The following is a 20268-nucleotide window of genomic DNA, read 5'->3' as shown; positions in this document are numbered from 1 at the left end:
TATATACATGGGCAGTTTTTAGCGTTCTCATGGAAAGTCATTTGTACAAATTTAACCATGATAATATGGGACGCAATAAAACATTTATAATAAGCTAAATAAATATGTTAAGAAAAAAAGAATGAGGCTGTTCGTGTTATACAACAGTGCAGAATTTTATGAAAATATAAGGGGAGGGTGACGTTATGTATCGCAGAGTGTTATTTGATGTGATAAAACGCGTAAAATGTGCAAAGTAATTATATTTACCTTTCTTATTTTTATATTATTTAAAGCGTAGTAGAGGCAAAGTGTATTATAAGGTATCTGATTTTATGGTATACCAGACAAGAGTTTTGTTAAAATCAGGGACTGTGCGCTGTGTCTTTATAGGCTTGTGTTTTTCTTTTTCTTTTCCACAGCCTCTTGCTGCATTTGATTTTTTCGGCATTCCTCTTTTTGGTAAAAAGAAAACAAATTCTCCTTCACATTATGCAAAAAGTACAGAGAGATTTTATAAAGTTGATGTTGTTGCACCGCTAGGTGCGCCATTAGAAGGTATAAAAATAGTTAAATCTGTTTCTTCTCTTGTTGCTGATAAAGAGAAAGCATCCGCCAGTTCTTCTGGTTTGCTAGCCAAGGCGCGTTCAGATTATCGAGCAATTCTTTCTGCTCTTTATGCTGATGGACGCTATGGTGGTGTTATTAGTATTAAAATTAATGGTTTAGAAGTCGCTGATTTAAGTCCGGTAACTCAACTTCCAGCACAATCGAATATCGTTATTACAATTAATGCTGGTCCACAATATGTTTTTAGTATTGCCAATATTGATAAAGTAGCTCCGTTTGAAAAACGTAAAGCGCATAAAATGCCCACAATTGAAGAATTGGGCTATAAAGTTGGGGCTATTGCTAAATCTGAAACCATTTTGAAAGCAGAAAAATGGGCGATAGAAGGATGGCGGCAACAAGGTTATGCTAAAGCTAAAATTATGAAGAGTGAAGTCGTGGCTGATCATGCTACATTGCGTGTTGAAGGACGGATTGTTGTTGGTCCTGGACAAAAGGCTCATTATGGTCCTTTAAGTGTGCGTAATATAAGTAAGAAACCACGTGTAGATTCAGCTTATATCGCGTGGATGACTGGATTGAAACCAGGGCAGATATACGATTCCGATGCGTTAGCTAAGGCAAATGAACGTCTTGCGCGCCTTGGTGTTTTTCGTGCTATCAATATACGTGAGGCTGATACTATTAATCTAGATGGTAGTTTACCGCTTATGCTTGTTGTACAAGAACGTAAACCGCGTCGTTTTGGTGTAGGCGGTAGCTATTCAACATTAGATGGTGCTGGTTTTGAGACTTATTGGATGCATAACAATCTTTTGGGTCATGCAGAGACTCTTAAAATTGAAACAAAAATAAGTGGTGTTGGTAGCAATAAAAAGCAATCATATAATTTTAAAAATTTTGATTATCTTTTCGGTGGCACGTTTATAAAGCCTGGGGTACTCACGCCAGATACAGATCTCAGGTCAGAATTAAAAATACAACAAGATGTTTTAGAAAATTATACGACAAAAGCCATCAAAGGAAAATTAGGTATTACGCATATTTTCAATGGTAATCTATCGGGACAGGCTGCTGTAGAAGTTTCAAATGGTTATTCACGTGATATCTATTTTGGGAGCCGTAATTTTACAACAATCGGTTTCCCTAGCGGCTTGATTTACGATAGTCGTAATAATAAGTTTAATGCAACAAAAGGTTTATATGGTGAAGTTTTCATTGAGCCTTTTTATGAGATGCGTTTTAGCAACTTTGTTGCAAAAGTAACAGCAGAAGGTCGTTCTTATTGGGCGTTGGATGAAGGGGATCGTTTTGTTGTTGCTGCGCGGGCAAAGCTTGGTACAATTCTTGGGAATGATACAGCACAAGTACCCGCAAATACGCTTTTTTTTGCTGGTGGTGGGGGCTCTGTTCGTGGTTATGCTTACCGTAATATTGGTATCAAAATAGAAAATGATGCGGTTGTTGGTGGACGGGCGCTTATTGAGGGATCGGCAGAATTGCGTGTTTCTTTAAATGATAAAATAGGGGTTGTCGGTTTTCTTGATGGAGGTTTAGTAGGGGAAAAGGCGAATTTTGATTTTTCTCAAAAAATTAAATGGGGAGCCGGTATAGGAGGACGTTATATGACGGGTCTTGGTCCTTTACGCGTTGATTTAGCCTTTCCTTTAAAGAGAGAGAAGGGTGACCCTCGCATTGGTTTTTATGTGGGTATAGGGCAAGCATTTTAATGAAAAAAGGTGTACGTTTATCAGCTTTCTTCTTTGTATTTTTGTTTTTTGGGGTGGGTGGTTTTGTTTTTGCGCAAAGAGGAGACATTCTTCCCTCTAGCGAAATGAAAACAGATGATCGCTCATGGTTTGTTTCTTTAATTGAACGAAAGCTTTCAGCGCCTAATCGTCAAGTTCGTTTACACAATATGCAAGGGACACTGTCTTCTCAAACATCAATTGATACTATTACTGTCAGTGATAAAAAAGGGGTTTGGCTTAAAATTACCAATGCTAAAATGGATTGGAATCGTCTAGCATTGCTGAGAGGGCGGATGGATATTAACCAGCTTTCGGCAGAACAGGTTACATTTTTACGCAAACCGCAAGGCAATTCTTCTTTTGTTTCTTCCCTTGAGACGGGTAAGTTTTCTTTACCAAAATTGCCGCTTGCTCTTTCTATCAATACGCTTACTGCTCAACATGTGACATTTGAACAGAATCTTTTTGGTTTTTCTGCTGATATGTCCTTAAAAGGCAATTTCACCTTGGCTAGTGGTAATTTTGATGTCGATATAGCGGCGCATCGTTTAGATGCACCGGGTTCTTTTTCTGTTCTCACCAAGATATCTGATAGTAATCGTACAGCTCAAATTGATATTTCTGCTAACGAACCACAAAATGGTATTTTGGCAAATATTTTTAACATTGAACAATGTCCAGCATTAAATCTCGTCCTGAAAGGTGATGGTACTTTTGATGATTTGGTTATCAAACTTTCTTTAGAGTCTGATCATCATTCTATTGTAGATGGTAATGTTATTCTTGCAAGTGTTCCAGAAGGACAGAGTTTTTCTACGAAACTAGAGGGAACACTGAGCCCTTTAATACCTTCTCAATATCGTAGTCTCTTCGAATCTAATATAACATTAAAAGCAAAGGCAAGAAGAACAAAAGAAGGTGTGACACACCTTGATCAGATGGTTATTCAGAACAAAGCAATGAACGTTATAGCCAATGCTGAAATAACCGCCGATGGATTTTTGCGACGGCTTTTTGTTGATGGAAAAATGGCTCTTGATAACGAAAAGGATTCTGTTCATTTACCTATATCAGACGTGCCAAAATCTGCGAATACTCTTGCTTTGAACATTGACTATGGTCGCGAAGGTCAACAATCTTGGAGTGGGCGGTTGGTTGTAAATCATTTAAGCAATAAAAATATTTATATTCGCGATGCAATTTTTGATATGGGAGGAGTAAGCGAAAATCTTGATAATGCAGCTTCTCGTCATGTTGGTGTTCAGGTTAAAGGGACGCTTCAAGGGGTTAAAAAGATTAAGGGAGCGTTAGTAGAAAATTTAAGCCAAGCGGTTCATGTGCATTTAGATACGGATATTGTTTCGAACAAACCAATTTTGATTCATGATCTGAGTGTTACGGCTCAGGGTTTTTCTTCTTGGTTAAAAGGGACAATGGAGAATTTTATTTTTAAAGGCGATCTCGGTTTAAAAGCTCAAACATTAACTCCTTTGGAAGTGTTCAGTAAACAATCACTTTCTGGTAGTGCAGATATTAAAGCCAAAGGAACGATCAGTTTATTGAGTGGCATTTTTGATCTCCAATTATCAGGAATGGCTGACGATATGAAAATAGGCATGCAGTCTTTTGATCGTTTATTCAAAGGAAACATCACTCTTTCAGGTGGTGTTACTCGAAATACGAGGGGTGTCATTTTTCGTCATTTTAATTTGAAAAATCAATATACAAACATAGAGGCTAATGGTTATTTTTCAGATGAAAGCGCTAAAATGGATCTATCTGCTCAAATATCTGATTTGTCCAAATTAGATCCAAAGATAAGCGGTGCGCTTACAATTCAAAGTACGGCGAGAGGGCGCAATAGCCATATAAAACTAAATACACGTGCCCATATTGCTGAAGCATTAATTGTAGGGAAGAAACTTCAAAACACAACACTTAACATAGATGCATTTGTAGATAATACAGCACCAATTACTTCTTTAACGGGGGTGGTAAAAGGTGAAGGGATTTTTGCTAAGAAACCTTTGCATGTATCGGCCTCTTTTGAAGATTCTCATAAAATTCGAAAACTTAAAAATATCGATATTAGAGGGGGAAGTGCAAAAATAACGGGTGATCTTTCTCAACAACTTGGCGGTTTTTTGAAAGGAGCGCTGCATATTGATGCCGATGATATTTCCGTACTTTCAGCGTTATTTTTGCAGGATGGTAGTGGAAAAGTAAAAGGAGATTTTATTTTTGATGAACAAAATGGCAGACAAAAAACCAATGTGAAGGCGCATGTTAACCATTTGAATTTTTCCAAGAATAAAATAAAAAAATTGGCAATAGATGCTGACATATTCGATCCTTTTGGCATGACTCAGTTTGAAGGAGTTATCAATGCAGAACATATTCAAACACCTTTGGTAATGGTCAATCGTTTAAATGCTCACGCTGATAGGAATAATGGACAAACGGTTTTTACTGTCCAAGCGATGTTGCATGATACTCTCAATGCACGGCTTTCTGGTCGTTTAATGGTTGAGGAACTTCCAGAAAGTATAAAACGAGAAGTGCAAATTGAAACTGTGGACTTAAAACAACATACTTTTCATGCAACATTGCCGAAGCCATCCATAATTGCTTTTGATAAAGATGGAATGACAATCAATGAATTAGGAATTGCAATAAATGGAGGCAACATCATCTTAGCAGGGAATATTCAAGATACCCTGAATTTGCAACTTACAATGAATGCGCTTCCTGCTGCTTTAGTCAATCTGTGGAAATCCGATCTTGGAGCAGCAGGGAGTGTAACAGGGCAGGTTATGATTCGTGGTCATTTAAAAAAACCTAATATAACTTACGATATAAAAGGTGAGGGACTGACAACCGTTGCTTTTCGAGATAAAAAAATTATGCCTTTTTCTCTTTCTGCTACGGGGAACACTGTAGATCAAAATCTTACTTTGAATGCAAATTTAACAGGAGAAGGAGTACAAGCACAAGCTCAGGGGCATGTATCTCTAGAGAAAAATGCGCTTGATCTTCATATTAATTTGCAAAATTTATCTGCACGTTTGGCGAATGGTTTTATTGCAGGACAAGCGCTTGATGGGACAGTGATAGGTAAAGTTGATATTGGTGGAACAATGAAGGATCCATCTGCTCATTTTGAGCTTTCTAGTCAAAATTTAACCGCTATGACGCATAAAGGACCGATGTCAATCAATATAAATGCTCGTGGTTCTTATAAAAAATCGACATTTCATATTGAAAATATGATAGCTACTGGAGATAAAGGATTAGATCTTTCCATCCATGGGCCTGTGTCTCTTAATGGTTCAGAGGCAAAATTAAACGTTAAAGGGATAATGCCTCTTGATTTTGTTAATCTCTTATTAGCCAAGCGTGGTGCACATATAACGGGTACAGCAAGAATTGATACAGCTCTTAATGGGGCGTTATCAAAGCCACAATTGTTAGGAAATATTTCTATAGGCGACGGTAGCTTTTTTGATTCACAAACAAATGTAGGATTGAATAATATAAAGCTTGAAGGCAAATTGAAAGGTGATCATATCCTTATAGAGAAAGCTTCAGCTTCTTCGTTTGAGGGGGGGGGGATTTCTGCTTCAGGTCGTATCTCTAATAGTCTAGAGACAGATTTGATATTTCATCTTGATAATGCCAATTATAATGATGGTTCTATGATTCTGGCAACATTATCAGGTGAGATGACAATGACAGGTCATTTTTTAAATAATCTTGTTCTTGGTGGTGATATCATCGTTGAAAAAGCTGAAGTTTTTGTTCCTGATCATTTTAAAAGTGCCAAGTTTCTTGATGTTAGAAATAAGAATTTAACTAAATCGATTCAAACAACACTTGAACGTGCTGATGTTAAGAACACGAACAAAAGCAAAAGCCGTATAGTTACACAAGAATCGTCATCTGTCGTGCTATCAAATATGCGTATTACAGCACGCAATCAATTTTTTGTACGCGGAAAAGGCTTAGATGCTGAACTGGGAGGACGCATTAATCTAGCAGGTCCATTGAATGATGTGCATCCAGTTGGTGAATTTAGAATGATTCGTGGACGTTTTGATATCCTGTCGCAACGTCTTAATTTTGATCAAGGACAAGCGAGTTTTAGTGGTAATCTTAATCCTACGGTTTATTTTGTAACCAACAATAACAGTGGTGATATTCGCGTCACTGTAACTGTAAGTGGGACGGTTGATAATCTTGATATTAATTTTTCTTCACAACCAAATTTGCCTCAGGATGAGATTTTGGCTCGTTTGATTTTTAATCGCTCTCTTAATGAATTATCACCATTTCAGATTGCTCAACTTGCAGCAGCAGCGGCTGATCTTGCAGGTGCTTCTAATACATCTTTGTTGAATACTTTACGAACTAAAATTGGACTTGATGATCTTGATGTTATCGTTAATGAGAAGGGTAATACAGGCTTACGTATTGGACGCTACATACACAATAATATTTATTTGGGCTTTGAAGCAGGGTCTGATGGAACGACGAAAGGGACAATTAATTTAGATATTTCGCGTCATCTCAAAGCTAAAGGTGCTATAGGAAATGAACAAAATTCTAGTATAGGTCTCTTTTATGAAAGAGATTATTAAAGATTGAATTTTAAAAAAACAATTTCTTCGTTTTTTGTCTTTCATTTCTAAATCTGAGGAAGGAGGCATAGACTAGAAATCCTATAAAAGAAGAAGCTTTTTGTTGAGGCGTGAAGAGATATATCTGAAATATTCGATTTTTTGTTATGCTATTCTCTAAAGGGACAAATCTTCACGAAAGATAGTATGTTATTTTGCTGCTATATATTTATTTTAGAGAAATACCTTACCTTGTTTTCAAGCCCATATCGTGCTGTTGCCTAAAGAATGTAGTGTGTGCAATATATTGATTTATAAAGATAATTTATTGTTATTCAACTTGAATTAGAACTTTGAATATCGTACGAATCTCTTTCGTATTGAATCAATCAAAACCATTCGGCTTGTATGCTACAAGCGGGGAATCCTGTGTGGATAAAACTATTAAGAAATGACTAAAAATGCCTCTTATGAATCATCTCGAGAGCTAAGAGCTGTCGCAACATTAGGGACTGGCAGAATAGTGTGAATGGTGCCGGTTTATTACTCCATAAGCGTAAAGATAGAGGGGGTTAATGGATTTATCGTTATACAATTCACGAATGTTATCGCGAAATGGGCTTAGGGAAGACTTTGAGAGAGGTCTCTTTAAAACAAGTACGTGAATTTGCAACACAATGGCATTCTGTTTTTACGTGAAGGACATGATTCCATTAAAGACCGTCAAAAGCATGAGGCAAGTAGAGAATTCATAAGATATCGATTTTATTGTCAAACGCATTTAAAGCAATATTTTTTAATAATAAAAATTACCTATTATTTTAGATTTTTGTTTATTGTGTCTTGAATGAGATCACTTTTCTTATAACGAATAGCTCCCCAAACAGAATACTCCAAAATATAACATTATTGTGTTGCAAGTTTATGTACTTGTTTTAAAGGAACATTTCTCAATGTGCGCTTGAGTCTATTTCATAAGATTGCTTGTGAAATGGTATAAAGTACCTCTTATGAATGGTATAAAATCTACACTACCGTTATTAATAAAGGTATAAGTATTTGCTAAAGCTATAAGCCGGCATTATCATTCTATTTTCCAGCTTTTCATGTTGCTGACAATCTTTTCACTTGAAAGTGTAGAGGTATTTTTATTGCTTATCTTAAGAGTTTTTATGCATATACCAATATCTCTTATGACGTACAACAAGCGCTTTTGATTGATTCATCATAAATATAAAGAAAATTTGCAATAAGCAAATTACATCTTATCTTTTGCATTCAACAAAACAACGAGTAAAGTTTTCATCTAAATCCAAGAATTTTATTTTCAATAAACCATAAATTCTTTACCAATTCTTGATTGAAGTAATGCTTTTTCTTGATAACAAGTCTTTTTTTATAAATGGAGCATTACCTTCTATCCATTTTTTATTTCAAATCTTATTTAAGGATCTAGAAATTAGGAGGTATGTTTTTTGAACTGGATATTATGAAGTTTTTTATAAAACCCATTTTCTTTTGCTAGCAATTCTTTTTGAGTACCTTGTTCAATTAGTTGTCCATTTTGTATGACCACAATTTTATGAGCACGAGCAATCGTTGAAAGGCGATGAGCAATAATGATCGTTGTGCGTCCTTTAGTAAGGTGGTGAATGGCTTCATTAATTTGTGCTTCGGTGTGTGAATCGAGCGCACTTGTTGCTTCATCAAGAATCAGAATTTCACTATCGTGAATCATTGCTCTAGCGATAGCGAGTCGTTGTTTTTGCCCCCCTGAAAGATTACAGCCATTATCACCTATCTGTGTATCATAACCATTTGGCAAACTCATAATAAAGTCATGAGCATTTGCTGCTTTTGCTGCTTCGATAATTTCGTCATCACTAGCCCCTTCTTTTCCAAGCCCGATATTATATTTAACAGTTCCTTGAAAGAGAAAAGTATCCTGTCCTACATAGGCCATCAGGTTTCTCAGAGAGCGAAATGTTGTGTAGCGAATGTCTTGATCATTAATCAATATGCGTCCTTTTGTGGGGTCATAGAGGCGCATAATAAGGTTGATAAGGGTTGATTTTCCCGAACCGGATGGTCCCACCAATGCTGTCATTTTTCCGGCTTCTATTTCTAGATTGATGTCTTTCAATATCATTTTGTTATTAGTGTATGCAAAAGAAACATGTTCGAAACGAATAGTTCCTTGCGTTTTATTCAGATCTTTAGCTTCTTTATGTTCTACAACTGTAAGGGGACAATCGAGTATTTCAAACATCGTACGGATATTGACCAAGCCAGATTCAATTTTAACACGTACATTTGCTAGTCTTTTTGCGGGTTCATAAGCTAAAAGTAAAGCAACAATAAAGGACATAAATTCACCTTGAACACCTGCGCGTTGGGTTGCAAGATAACCGGAAAAACAAATAATACCTGCAATGGCAACACCCGTGAGTGTTTCCATAATTGGATTGGTAATAGCTTCGAGTGTTGCAATACTGTTTGTTTGTTTTTCAACATCACAAATGGCTTTGTCCATCCGTTTTTTCATGACTTCTTCTAGTGAAAAGGCCTTGATGATTCGAATACCAACAGCCGTTTCCTGTACGATTTTGATAATTTCACCAAGTGAAAGGAGCTCTTTTTCCATCAAGCTGCGAACGCGTTTTAAAGCCATTCGAACGCCTAAAAAAGCTAGTGGTCCTACGATTAAAGTAATGGAGATTAACACAAAGTTTTGAATGAACATGACAAGCAACAGACCACTAACGGAAAGCAAATCACGTACAAAAGTTGTGATAATAGTATCAATTATATTACGTACGGCTGTTGCATTATGAGTTACACGAACAAGAAGATCAGATGAAGTGTTATTATGATAAAAAGAGACTCCTTGTTCCATAAGTCGTGCAAAAATTTTACGCTGTTGTTCAGCAATGATACTGTTGCCTGCTTTGTTTAGAAAGTAAGTTTGGAAAAAAGTTGCAACTCCTTTGAGAATAAAGATAAAAGCAATGAAGCTAGAAATCAAAACAATCATAGGAAAATTTTGTGCATCAATAATCTGATTAACAACATCCCGCATAATCCATGCACTGGTTGCTGTGGTACAAGAAATGATGATCATTGAGAAGATAGCCGCACTGTACCAACGCATATGTTTACGAAAATTTTCTCGTAAAAGGCGGATAATAAGATGTTTGTCGAAAGAGGAAATTTGTTTTTTAGCCATGAAGTGCTTCTATATTCTCTCATTATTTTATGCAAGATTGAAACACTCTTAATTAAAAAGCCCCTTAATCTTTTTTACAAAAATAGTCTTTTCTTTCAAGGCTCATCATATCAATTTCACGACGGCGAGAGTGAAGAATGTAGTGCAAAGTTTCTGTAAAAGGTATAACGAAAATTCGTTGTTCATCATTATTTTTAGTTTTCAATAAAAGATACCGGCGGGTTTCACTATTGTATTTACCAATTTCCGTATTGTGATAGCCTTTGGCACTTGAAATGGCTCACAAAAAACATTTCTGCTTTTTTAATAATTTTTTATGTATCATCTCCATTTGTGATGTGTAAGCAAACAATTTCGCCGCATTGCATGATAAGAGTGCTTGAAATAAGAAGGCCTTACGATGTTTGAGCTTTCTCATTTAATATGCAAAATAACGAATTCTTCTTATAAATCGATCAAGCATTATTAAACTCTTAAAAGGCTTTATACACATTTATAAAACCTTAAAAGCACCACAAAAACTCTATGTGGTGCTTCTAAAAATACCATACGCCCATGCTAATGAGTTGCATGCGAATATTATTCCAATGCAAAACTATTTAGGTGCTATCACCATCATCATTTGCCGGCCTTCAAGCTTTGGCTCCAATTCGATTTTGGCAATTTCACTTGTATCTTCTTTCACACGCTGAAGAAGCTTTAATCCAAGATCTTGGTGAGCCATCTCACGACCACGAAAACGCAAAGTAATCTTTACTTTATCACCATGATCAATAAAGCGATGAACAGCCTTGAGCTTGACTCCATAATCATGGACATCAACATTTGGGCGCATCTTAATCTCTTTGATTTCGATGACTTTTTGCTTCTTACGTGTTTCAGCAGCTTTTTTTTGGGTTTGATATTTTAATTTTCCCAAATCGATGATTTTACATACGGGTGGCTCTGCATTTGGTACAATCTCAACCAAATCAAGTCCCGCATCTGCAGCCATAGCAAGAGCTTCTTGTATCGCAACAACTCCCTGATGTTGTCCCTCATCATTGATAAGCTGAACATGAGGTACCCGAATATCCTTATTTGAACGTGGTCCGTCTTTTTGGGTAGGTGTCATTTTAAACGGTTTACGAATGGTTTATGCTCCTTAAATTTTGATTCAACTACAGTTAATTTAATATACAATTATGCACCTAAAAACAACTATAATTCGTGTTATTTTCATTATTTGATTTATTACTTTTTGGAATGATTTAGATTATAAAAGTTTTCTCTTAATTTAAAGAAATTGTTTTATGGAGGATAAAGAATCATGGATCAACATATTCCTTGTCAGTTTTTTTCGTTTGAGAACACCACACTTGCAGTACGCTATCGCAAGGGGCGCCAATCTCCAGGTTTGGTTTGGCTTCCTGGCTATCAATCCGATATGTTGGGAAGTAAGGCAACGTTAGTTGATCAGTTTGCTCAGAAGAATGATTTGTCTTGTTTACGTTTTGATTATTCTGGACATGGAGAATCTGAAGGTGATTTTTTTCAAGGAACAATTTCGCGTTGGGTTAAGGAAAGTTTAGCGACTTTTGAAACCTATTGTGAGGGTCCACAAATTTTGATTGGTTCCTCTATGGGTGGGTGGATTGCACTAAGGCTTGCTATGATGCTAGCACAGAAAAATAAGAAGCTTGCTGGCATGATATTGATTGCTCCAGCGCCTGATTTTACACAAACATTGGTGGAACCCAAATTAGGCCCAGAAGAATGGAAGATTTTGGAAGAAAAAGGCTATATTGAACGACCTGCTGTTGATGATACAGAGCCAATGCCCTTTACAAAAAAATTAATTGAAGATGGGCGCAAAAATTGTGTTATGAAAGGATGCATTGATGTTGGGTGTCCAGTCCATATTCTACAAGGGATGGAAGATGAAGATATTCCCTATCAGCATACATTGACTTTACTTGATCATTTACCTCTCCATGATGTAACGTTGACACTTGTTCGTGATGCTGATCATCGCTTTTCTCGTCCACAAGATTTAGATTGCCTTGAAACAGTATTGAGATCTTTTATTAATCAGATTAATGCAAAATAAGGGGTACATTTATTGATGAAGATAAAAATATATGAGCATTTCTAAACAGCATTTTATTTTTTCTGATCGCTCTGTACCTGTACGGGTGCGGGAAAATAAGTATGCACGCCGTCTTACCTTACGTATTGATGCCAGCAGTCAAGAGATTTGTGTAACAACACCACCAGCGATAAGTCTCTGTACGATTCAAAGTTTTATTGAAAAGCATCGATCTTGGATTGAGGCACGTCTTGCTCGTTTACAAATCTCTCATGAAAATGCTTATCTCAAAGAGGGGGCAATGATTCCTTTATTAGGTGTTTCCCATACCATAAAGCATAGAGAAGGGCGTGGGGTAACAGAAATCCTTACAGCAGATGCGGAGCAAGGACCTAAAATTATTGTTTATGGTCAATTAGAATACCTCCCAAGACGCATTGCTGACGTTTTGAAAAAACAAGCAGCACTTATTATAACACCTTTGGTGGCACATTATGCCCATAAAGTAGAGCGTAAAGTCAAATCAATTTGTTATAAAGATACGAGAAGTCGTTGGGGATCTTGTTCAATAGATAAGCGTCTTTCTTTTTCTTGGCGCCTTGTTATGGCACCAAAAGAAGTTGTGGAATATGTTGTTGCTCATGAGGTTGCTCATCTTGTTGAAATGAATCACGGACCAAGATTTTGGGCTCTTTGTGAAGAGCTATGTCCTGATAGTAAAACGTACCGTGCTTGGTTGAAGGAAAATGCCCATAGATTGCAAGCAATTAATTTTGATTCATATAATTTAGAGGCGTAAAAAACTTTCAAATGAAGGCAACATTTAACGGAACTTTTTGTTGAGTGTTTTGTTGTGTGTGTGCTTGCTCATTTATAATGAGGAAGCCATTGAAGCTCTCAGCACGATTGTTCTCCCCTGCTTGGTTTGCTGAGTGTCTTCAATGTTTTTTCTTTATCTTTTTTGTAATTCAGCGTAATAACCTTAAGTTCCGATGACTTATAAAAAATGGGAAGGGACCTTATGCCTGTTCTTACAGATCCACTTCAGCTACTAAAGAGACTTATCCGTTGTCCTTCTGTTACACCTCATGAAGCGGGGGCTTTATCAACTTTGGAACAATTTTTGAAAAAAATGGGATTTCACGTCGAGCGCCCTATTTTTACGGATAAAAATACAGATAATGTTGAAAATCTTTATGCAAAAATGGGAAATGAAGGACCCCATCTTATGTTTGCGGGTCATACAGATGTCGTACCACCAGGTGCATTGGAAGATTGGACTTATTCACCTTTTGAAGCTGTCATAGATCAGGGGAAATTATATGGGCGGGGTGCTGTTGATATGAAGGGCGGAATCGCTTGTTTTATTGCGGCGCTAGCGCGAGTTCTTGAGAAACGATCCATTAAAGGAATGGTAAGTTTTTTGATTACCGGTGATGAAGAGGGACCTGCTGTTAATGGTACCGTCAAACTTCTCAAATGGGCAGAAAAAAAAGGCGAAAAATGGACTGCGGCTCTTGTGGGGGAACCAACAAGTGTAAAGACTGTTGGGGATGTCATCAAAATCGGTCGCCGCGGATCGATTTCTGGTATCATTACCGTGAAAGGTCGCCAAGGTCATGTTGCTTTTCCAGAGCGGGCTACTAATCCCTTGCCTTTGGCAAGTAAGCTTATTCAAGCATTGACACAAACTGATTTAGATAAAGGGACAGAGAATTTTCAACCCAGTAATCTAGAGCTAACAAGCATCGATACCGGTAATTTAGCGGTCAATGTTATCCCAGCGCAGACAACAGTTCATTTTAATATACGCTACAATGATCTTTGGACAAAAGAAACACTGATGAAGGAAATTGAAAAGCGTCTTGCTTTGGTGCAATCAAAAAACAATGGTGACCAATATCCCTCTTATCAGCTTGAATGGATTCCAAGTTTAGGAGATGTTTTTTTGACCAAAAATGATAAACTCATTCAAACTTTATCCAATGCTATTAAAAGTGTAACAGGGAATATACCAGAATGTTCCACTTCTGGTGGTACTTCAGATGCGCGATTTATTAAGGATTATTGCCCAGTGATTGAATTTGGCTTACCAGGGCAAACGATGCATATGGTAGATGAGTGTGTGGCCCTTGATGCAGTGGAAACTCTTACTGCTATTTATGAGCGTTTTATTATTGAATTTTTTGCATAAAGAAAAGATTTTTGGTTCAAAAATACCTTTATCTTGTTGAGCTATAAGATATTGACATTTAAGGTGTGGTGATATGAGTCTCGTAAGACTTAATATATTAAGTGGTTTTAGAGTAAGTGATGAATATTCTTAAGTTGGGATTCTTGCCTGTAGAGTTTTTAGTTAAGTGAATTACATAATTGGAAAGCCAAGAGAGACCTGCTTGAAGAAGTAGAACTGTTTAGACCATATTGGATTGAAAATATTCGTTCTTTAAAGTGTAGAAAGGAAGTCACACGCAATCATATATGGAAAACAATGAATATTATATCATCATTGTGTGATGACAGGTTGAAGCCATAAAGACACACAAAAACATGCTGCTATTGTAAAAAGTTCGTACAACATAAATGCGCTCATTCACAGCTCATGTTTTGATATGTTTTCTGCACTCTCATAAAAGGTACTTCTTGTTCCAATTAGACTCTCTTAGAATAAAGCCTATAGGAAAAGCGCTTTAAGTTTGTTTTATTTCATATATTTTGCCATGCTTTTTTTGTCCCCAAGAACTTCCGTTGCAAAATCATTACGAGATAGAAGGTGAGCTTATTTAATCAGCTTTAATCTTGGTTATGATAAAGATACACAGAATTTTTTGTAGCAGCACGTTGACTTCTTGAGCCAAGGATTGTCCTAGTATTATTCTCAATTTTTTAATAAAATAACCTTAAAGGACGCGTACAGATACTCATAAGCATTATGCATACAAGTAAGATCATATGGGATTAACGTCGTTTCGCTCGCTAACAAAGCAATCTCGATTCATATCGGGTATATTTGCCATTTGAGTGCATTATTTGTTTAATAAAGCTCGTGATTTTGCTGTGACCTATAAATCAATACCAATCATACAGCCGCGTATCTCAAATAAATATTGGTTCAGTACTTTTTGCGATAACCGCTTTTACATGCCAGAATAGGATAAAAGTATTGCGTATATCTATTTTTTATAATCTCTGAAACAGACATACAATTTCATTGAGGAAAAATATAAAGGTATAAAGGTGAAAATCAGCGTGCTTTTTTACTTTCTTTTTTATTCGGCTTTACGGTTTTCAAAAGTAAATAGAGTAAGATCTTTTTACATAATCAAAAATTGATGCATGGTTTCATGCTTATTTCTATGGTTCTTTTAATGGTGCCACGATTTCATAAAGAAAAAATACATTATCGTGTTATGCATTCACGTATTTGTTTTAGAGAAATTTTCTCAATGTTTGTCACATTTGTGCTACTACGGTGCTTATGAATGTTGTAATATAAAATCTATAATGCCTCCCCATCTTTATGTTTATGAAAAATAAAGTTAGAGCACCATACACTTTCTAGCTCAAAATATTGCAATAGCTTTTAGCACTTAAGAGTGTTCATAAGAGGCCTTTTTACTCCTTTTTTATAGTTTTTATCCACATGCTTCTCTATTTTTAAGGTGTAAGCAAATGGCGATAACTAACTTGCTATAAATAGTTTTGAAATGAGAGAAGCTCACAATATTCTAATTTCACCTTGCTATGAAAAATGATAATTATGATTAAAATAAGTATGTTGTTATAAAAACTTTAATTTGCAAGTTGGCTGATGATGTGATCAAGAACAATACGTCCTTTGGTTGTTGCTTTTAAGCGTTGGTTATCCACCATTTCTATCAATTCTTGGTGTTGTAAATCGATCAGTTTTTCCATTGGGATACGTTTAGGGCTTAAGGTTTCATAGCGTATAAGTTCTAAGCCTTCGCAAAGGCGTAATCCCATAAGGAGCATTTCATTTGCCTGTTGTTCAGTGGTTAAATGTTCCGTTTCAATACAGCCATGTCCTGTTGTTTCTACCAAATTAAGCCACTGTTCGGGATGCTTTTCATTTATTGTGACATAACGTTCGCGGTTTTCAAGGTGTGATGACAATGTTTTTGAACAGAAAGAGGAATGATTCGATGCGTGCTCAATGAAACGTCCATGTGCTCCTGGACCAAAGCCTGCATATTGGTGATAACGCCAATAAAGAAGATTGTGTGCTGATTCGGCACCGAGCATTGCATGGTTTGAGATTTCATAGGCAGGAAGTCCATGTAGTGCCGTTATTTCTTGAGTAAGATGATACAGATCTGCTGCTAGCTCTGATGGGGGAAGGATAAGTCTTCCTGCATCATGAAGCCGTTTAAAGGCGGTTCCTTCTTCGATCGTCAATTGATAAAGAGAAAGATGGTCCGCTGCTAAATCAATTGCTTGTACAAGTTCAGATTTCCATTGTTCAAGGGTTTGTTCGGGGCGGGCATAAATGAGATCAAAGGATAAACGTGGAAAAATTTGCCGTGCTAAAGCAATGGCACAAAGAGCTTGTTCCACATTATGGAGTCGGCCAAGTTTGCGCAATGCTTTATCATTGAGCGCTTGTATCCCTAGAGATAAGCGATTAACACCTGCCGCACGGTATCCACGAAAGCGCTCTGCTTCCACACTGGATGGATTAGCTTCTAATGTAATTTCAACTTTATCATCGACTACCCATTTTTTTGCAAGTGCTTGCAATAGGGCATCGACAGTTTGCGGCTCCATAAGGGAAGGGGTTCCTCCACCAATAAAAATACTTGTAATATGGCGTGGGCCTATTTTGTGGTATTGTGTTTCTATTTCGCGCTTAAAGGCGGTGACAAAACGTGGTTGATCAACACCATGGATGCGAACATGCGAATTAAAGTCACAATAAGGACATTTAGCTGCACAAAAGGGCCAATGAATGTAAATGCCAAAAGGTTCTTTCATGAGAATGCTAAAAGGTTTTCTGCCAAAAGTTTGAAAGCACGTGCGCGATGTGAAAGAGGGGAAATATCATTACGTTTCCAGTTGTGTTTTTGCTCTGTTGACATTTCTCCAAAGGTATTTTCACATCCATCGGGTAAAAAAATAGGATCAAAACCAAAGCCTTTATCTCCCCGTGGAGGCCAAATGAACGTTCCTTCAACGCATCCACGGAAGTAATCTGCATGAGCATCAGGCCATGCAATGCAAATGACGGATATAAAACGGCATTTCCGTTGACTTTTTTCTCGTGCTCCGACTTTTTGGAGTTCATTTTCTATTTTTTTCATAGCTTTTGGAAAATTACGTGTACCATCGGCTTGAATTGCCCAATCAGCGGTATAAACGCCTGGCGCACCCTCCAATGCATCTACCTCTAAGCCTGAATCATCAGATAGGGCAGGAAGTCCTGTTTTTTTTGCTGCTGAAAAAGCTTTAATATAAGCATTTTCTTCAAATGTTTTTCCCGTTTCTTTTGGTTCTGGCAAGCCCAGTTCTTTTGCCGATTGTATTAGTAAACCGAAAGGCGTAATTAAAGTAGTGATTTCATGCAATTTTCCGGTGTTATGTGTAGCAATGACAAGTTTTTTATCTGCTATGCTTCTCATATAGATTTCTCCAAAAATGAAAGGGGAATTATTTTTGTGCTAAAAACCGACTTTAATGCTCATACACACACATTTTACATGATATGATTATTTTACACGTTTAATGATATTTTATTCCAATAAAATTTTTTATCTTGTATGAAGATAACCTTGCAAAGATATGAAAGACATCTCTTTATTTATGATAGCATTTTTATGGTAAATTTCCAATTTCCTGCTTGCTCTAAAGGGTGAAATTTTCTATCTACAGCGGTTTTTAATCAATCTAGATTCTCTTGATAAGTCCCTACAGCAGACCACTTTACAGATCAACTCTTATCTTAAATATTTCTCACACACTCTAACAAAAAATATTTCCTGCGTAATTTATCAAGCATCACTCTGAAAGGTAGCATTTTACAGCTCAATAGGATAATATATTTTTATACTACTTTAGACTATTTGACCAAACCTTGACAAAACTTATATAAGAGATGAGGATTTTAAAAGTAGTGAAACAATTGTGATGAAGCACAAAACTATTGATAATGAACTAAAATATCTTGATGAACGTTCGCGTGATATTTTTCGCCATATTGTTGAAGCTTATCTTAATGATGGTGAACCTGTAGGGTCACGTAATCTTTCGCGGCTTTTACAACAGACATTATCGCCTGCGACGATTCGCAATGTGATGAGTGATCTTGAACATCTCGGTTTGATTTATGCACCACATGTTTCTGCGGGTCGAATGCCGACACAATCAGGTTTACGCTTTTTTGTTGATGCATTTATGGAAGCGGGTGATTTGCCAAACGAAGAGCGAGAAAATATTGAAATGCAAGTCAAAGAGGCTGGTCATGCACAATCGGTTGAACATTTTCTTGTTCAAGCAAGCCGAGTTCTTTCAGATCTTTCACGTGGGGCAGGGCTTGTTTTAGCAACAAAACAAGAAGGAACATTGAAACATATTGAATTTGTGCGCCTTGATAGGGAGCACGCTCTTGCCGTTTTGGTGACTCAACAAGGTGAAGTTGAAAATCGTATTGTTCATTTACCAGAAGGGGTTACCCATGCACAATTGACGGAAGCAACGAATTTTCTCAATGCCCATATTCAAGGGCGTACATTGAGTGAAGCTAAAGGGGAAATTGCCCGCTTATGCGCAGAAACAAGGGCCGCACTTGATGATTTATCACATCATCTTGTTGAAACGGGATTAGCTCTTTGGGGAGGAGAAGATGCTGATCATAAAATACACCTCATTGTTCGCGGGCGTAGCAATTTACTTGAAGATGTGAAAGCAGAAGAAGATTTAGAACGGTTACGCCATTTGTTTGATGATCTTGAAACGCGCGAGAGTATGGCACAGCTTCTCGATTTAACGGATGAAGGTTCTGGGGTTAGAATTTTTATTGGTTCAGAAAATAAGTTATTTTCTCTTTCTGGTTCTTCTTTAGTTGTAGCACCTTATCGAGATTCACAACAAAGAGTCATTGGTGCTTTAGGTGTTATTGGTCCTACACGGCTTAATTATGCAAGGATTGTGCCCATGGTTGATTATACAGCTCAACTTGTGTCACAGTTATTGCGTTAAAACGATGCAAGTAAGTATTTGTACTATAAAAGCTCATTGTATTATATACATCGCTACCCCTTGATTTTTGTCTGTAGAATTTCGATATCGAGAATAACGAATCTTATGAAGGAATAAAATTTTTATGTCTGATGAAAAAAACAAATTTACTGACGCTTCATTTGAAAATTGTGATTTAAAAAATCCAGCTGATCGTAATACACTTAAACAGGCAGCCGATGAATTTTTAAAAACACATAAAACAGAGGAACACGAAGTCATTGAAACAGAAAGCAATGAGGTTAGTGATCTTTTAGCGTCTTTGCAGGATGAAAATAAAGAACTGAAAGATCAGCTTTTACGTCTTGTTGCAGATATGGAAAATCTTCGACGCCGTACTATGCGAGATGTGGCGGATGCAAAGGCTTATTCCATTGCTAATTTTGCACGGGATATGTTATCGGTTTCTGACAATCTCAATCGTGCTTTGGAAGCTATTCCAGAAGGTGCACGGGAGAGTGATGCTGGTTTGAAATCATTGGCAGAAGGCGTTGAAATGACTGAACGTGCCATGATGGCAGCATTAGAACGTCATGGGGTGCAAAAAATTCATCCAGAGGGGCAAAAATTTGATCCTCACTTTCATCAAGCGATGTTTGAAATTCCCAATGCTGATGTTCCAGATAATACTGTTCAACAAGTGGTTCAGGCAGGTTATATTATCGGGGAAAGGGTGTTACGTCCAGCTATAGTGGGTGTAGCTAAAGGAGGAGCAAAAGAAGCTTCTGTTGAAGCTGATTCGGCTTAAAACACATCAATAACAAACCTCTATCGTAAAATGCAGTATTCCCTGCAGTTTCATATATA

The 20268-nt window shown here is 36.9% G+C and carries 11 protein-coding genes; 7 read left to right on the top strand and 4 right to left on the bottom strand.

Annotated elements, in window-relative coordinates:
* Window positions 1-314 precede the first annotated feature (314 nt).
* Both ACFILY_RS00550 and ACFILY_RS00545 read left to right on the top strand, forming a co-directional pair.
* Window positions 315-2279, top strand: a complete 1965-nt coding sequence (locus ACFILY_RS00550; RefSeq protein ID WP_375673252.1) for an autotransporter assembly complex family protein — start codon at window positions 315-317, stop codon at window positions 2277-2279.
* Complete coding sequence (locus ACFILY_RS00545) at window positions 2279-6937, top strand: translocation/assembly module TamB domain-containing protein (RefSeq protein WP_375637239.1); 4659 nt, start codon at window positions 2279-2281, stop codon at window positions 6935-6937. Before ACFILY_RS00550 ends, ACFILY_RS00545 begins: the two co-directional genes overlap by 1 nt.
* Window positions 6938-8375: 1438 nt before the next feature.
* Here the strand turns inward: ACFILY_RS00545 and ACFILY_RS00540 are convergent.
* Together ACFILY_RS00540 and infC are read right to left on the bottom strand one after the other, a co-directional pair.
* A complete protein-coding gene (locus ACFILY_RS00540; RefSeq protein ID WP_273790216.1) occupies window positions 8376-10142 on the bottom strand; it encodes an ABC transporter ATP-binding protein in 1767 nt (588 codons plus the stop codon).
* Between the two features lie 595 nt (window positions 10143-10737).
* Window positions 10738-11256, bottom strand: a complete 519-nt coding sequence (gene infC, locus ACFILY_RS00535) for a translation initiation factor IF-3 (RefSeq protein WP_273790218.1) — start codon at window positions 11254-11256, stop codon at window positions 10738-10740.
* 195 nt (window positions 11257-11451) lie between these two features.
* On the opposite strand from infC, the gene ACFILY_RS00530 reads away from it, so the two are divergent.
* The 3 genes from ACFILY_RS00530 (at window position 11452) to dapE (ending at window position 14404) form a co-directional block, all read left to right on the top strand.
* Window positions 11452-12231 (top strand): alpha/beta hydrolase, encoded by a 780-nt coding sequence (locus ACFILY_RS00530; protein WP_375630579.1) that lies wholly within the window; start codon window positions 11452-11454, stop codon window positions 12229-12231.
* A gap of 31 nt (window positions 12232-12262) precedes the next feature.
* On the top strand, window positions 12263-13009 hold the full coding sequence (locus ACFILY_RS00525; protein WP_273790220.1) for a M48 family metallopeptidase: 747 nt from the start codon (window positions 12263-12265) through the stop codon (window positions 13007-13009).
* A 222-nt stretch (window positions 13010-13231) separates the two neighbouring features.
* The gene (dapE, locus tag ACFILY_RS00520; RefSeq protein ID WP_375637237.1) at window positions 13232-14404 is read left to right on the top strand and encodes a succinyl-diaminopimelate desuccinylase; all 1173 of its coding nucleotides are present in this window, start codon (window positions 13232-13234) and stop codon (window positions 14402-14404) included.
* A 1598-nt stretch (window positions 14405-16002) separates the two neighbouring features.
* On the opposite strand, the gene hemW is transcribed toward dapE, so the two are convergent.
* Entirely contained in the window at window positions 16003-17202 is a 1200-nt protein-coding gene (hemW, locus tag ACFILY_RS00515) for a radical SAM family heme chaperone HemW (RefSeq protein ID WP_375637235.1), read from the bottom strand.
* A complete protein-coding gene (rdgB, locus tag ACFILY_RS00510; protein ID WP_375637232.1) occupies window positions 17199-17846 on the bottom strand; it encodes an RdgB/HAM1 family non-canonical purine NTP pyrophosphatase in 648 nt (215 codons plus the stop codon). Before rdgB ends, hemW begins: the two co-directional genes overlap by 4 nt.
* A 505-nt stretch (window positions 17847-18351) precedes the next feature.
* Between rdgB and hrcA the strand changes: the two genes are divergently transcribed.
* Both hrcA and grpE read left to right on the top strand, forming a co-directional pair.
* On the top strand, window positions 18352-19422 hold the full coding sequence (hrcA, locus tag ACFILY_RS00505) for a heat-inducible transcriptional repressor HrcA (protein ID WP_273790224.1): 1071 nt from the start codon (window positions 18352-18354) through the stop codon (window positions 19420-19422).
* A gap of 124 nt (window positions 19423-19546) precedes the next feature.
* Window positions 19547-20209 carry a nucleotide exchange factor GrpE gene (grpE, locus tag ACFILY_RS00500; RefSeq protein WP_375637230.1) on the top strand — a complete coding sequence of 221 codons (663 nt, stop codon included), beginning with the start codon at window positions 19547-19549 and terminating at the stop codon, window positions 20207-20209.
* Window positions 20210-20268: the final 59 nt, after the last annotated feature.

The sequence above is a fragment of the Bartonella sp. CL25QHWL genome, assembly GCF_042195335.1.
Lineage (GTDB): Bacteria > Pseudomonadota > Alphaproteobacteria > Rhizobiales > Rhizobiaceae > Bartonella.
Note: the sequence above shows the minus strand (reverse complement) of the source record. Positions and strands in the feature narration are given on the sequence as shown.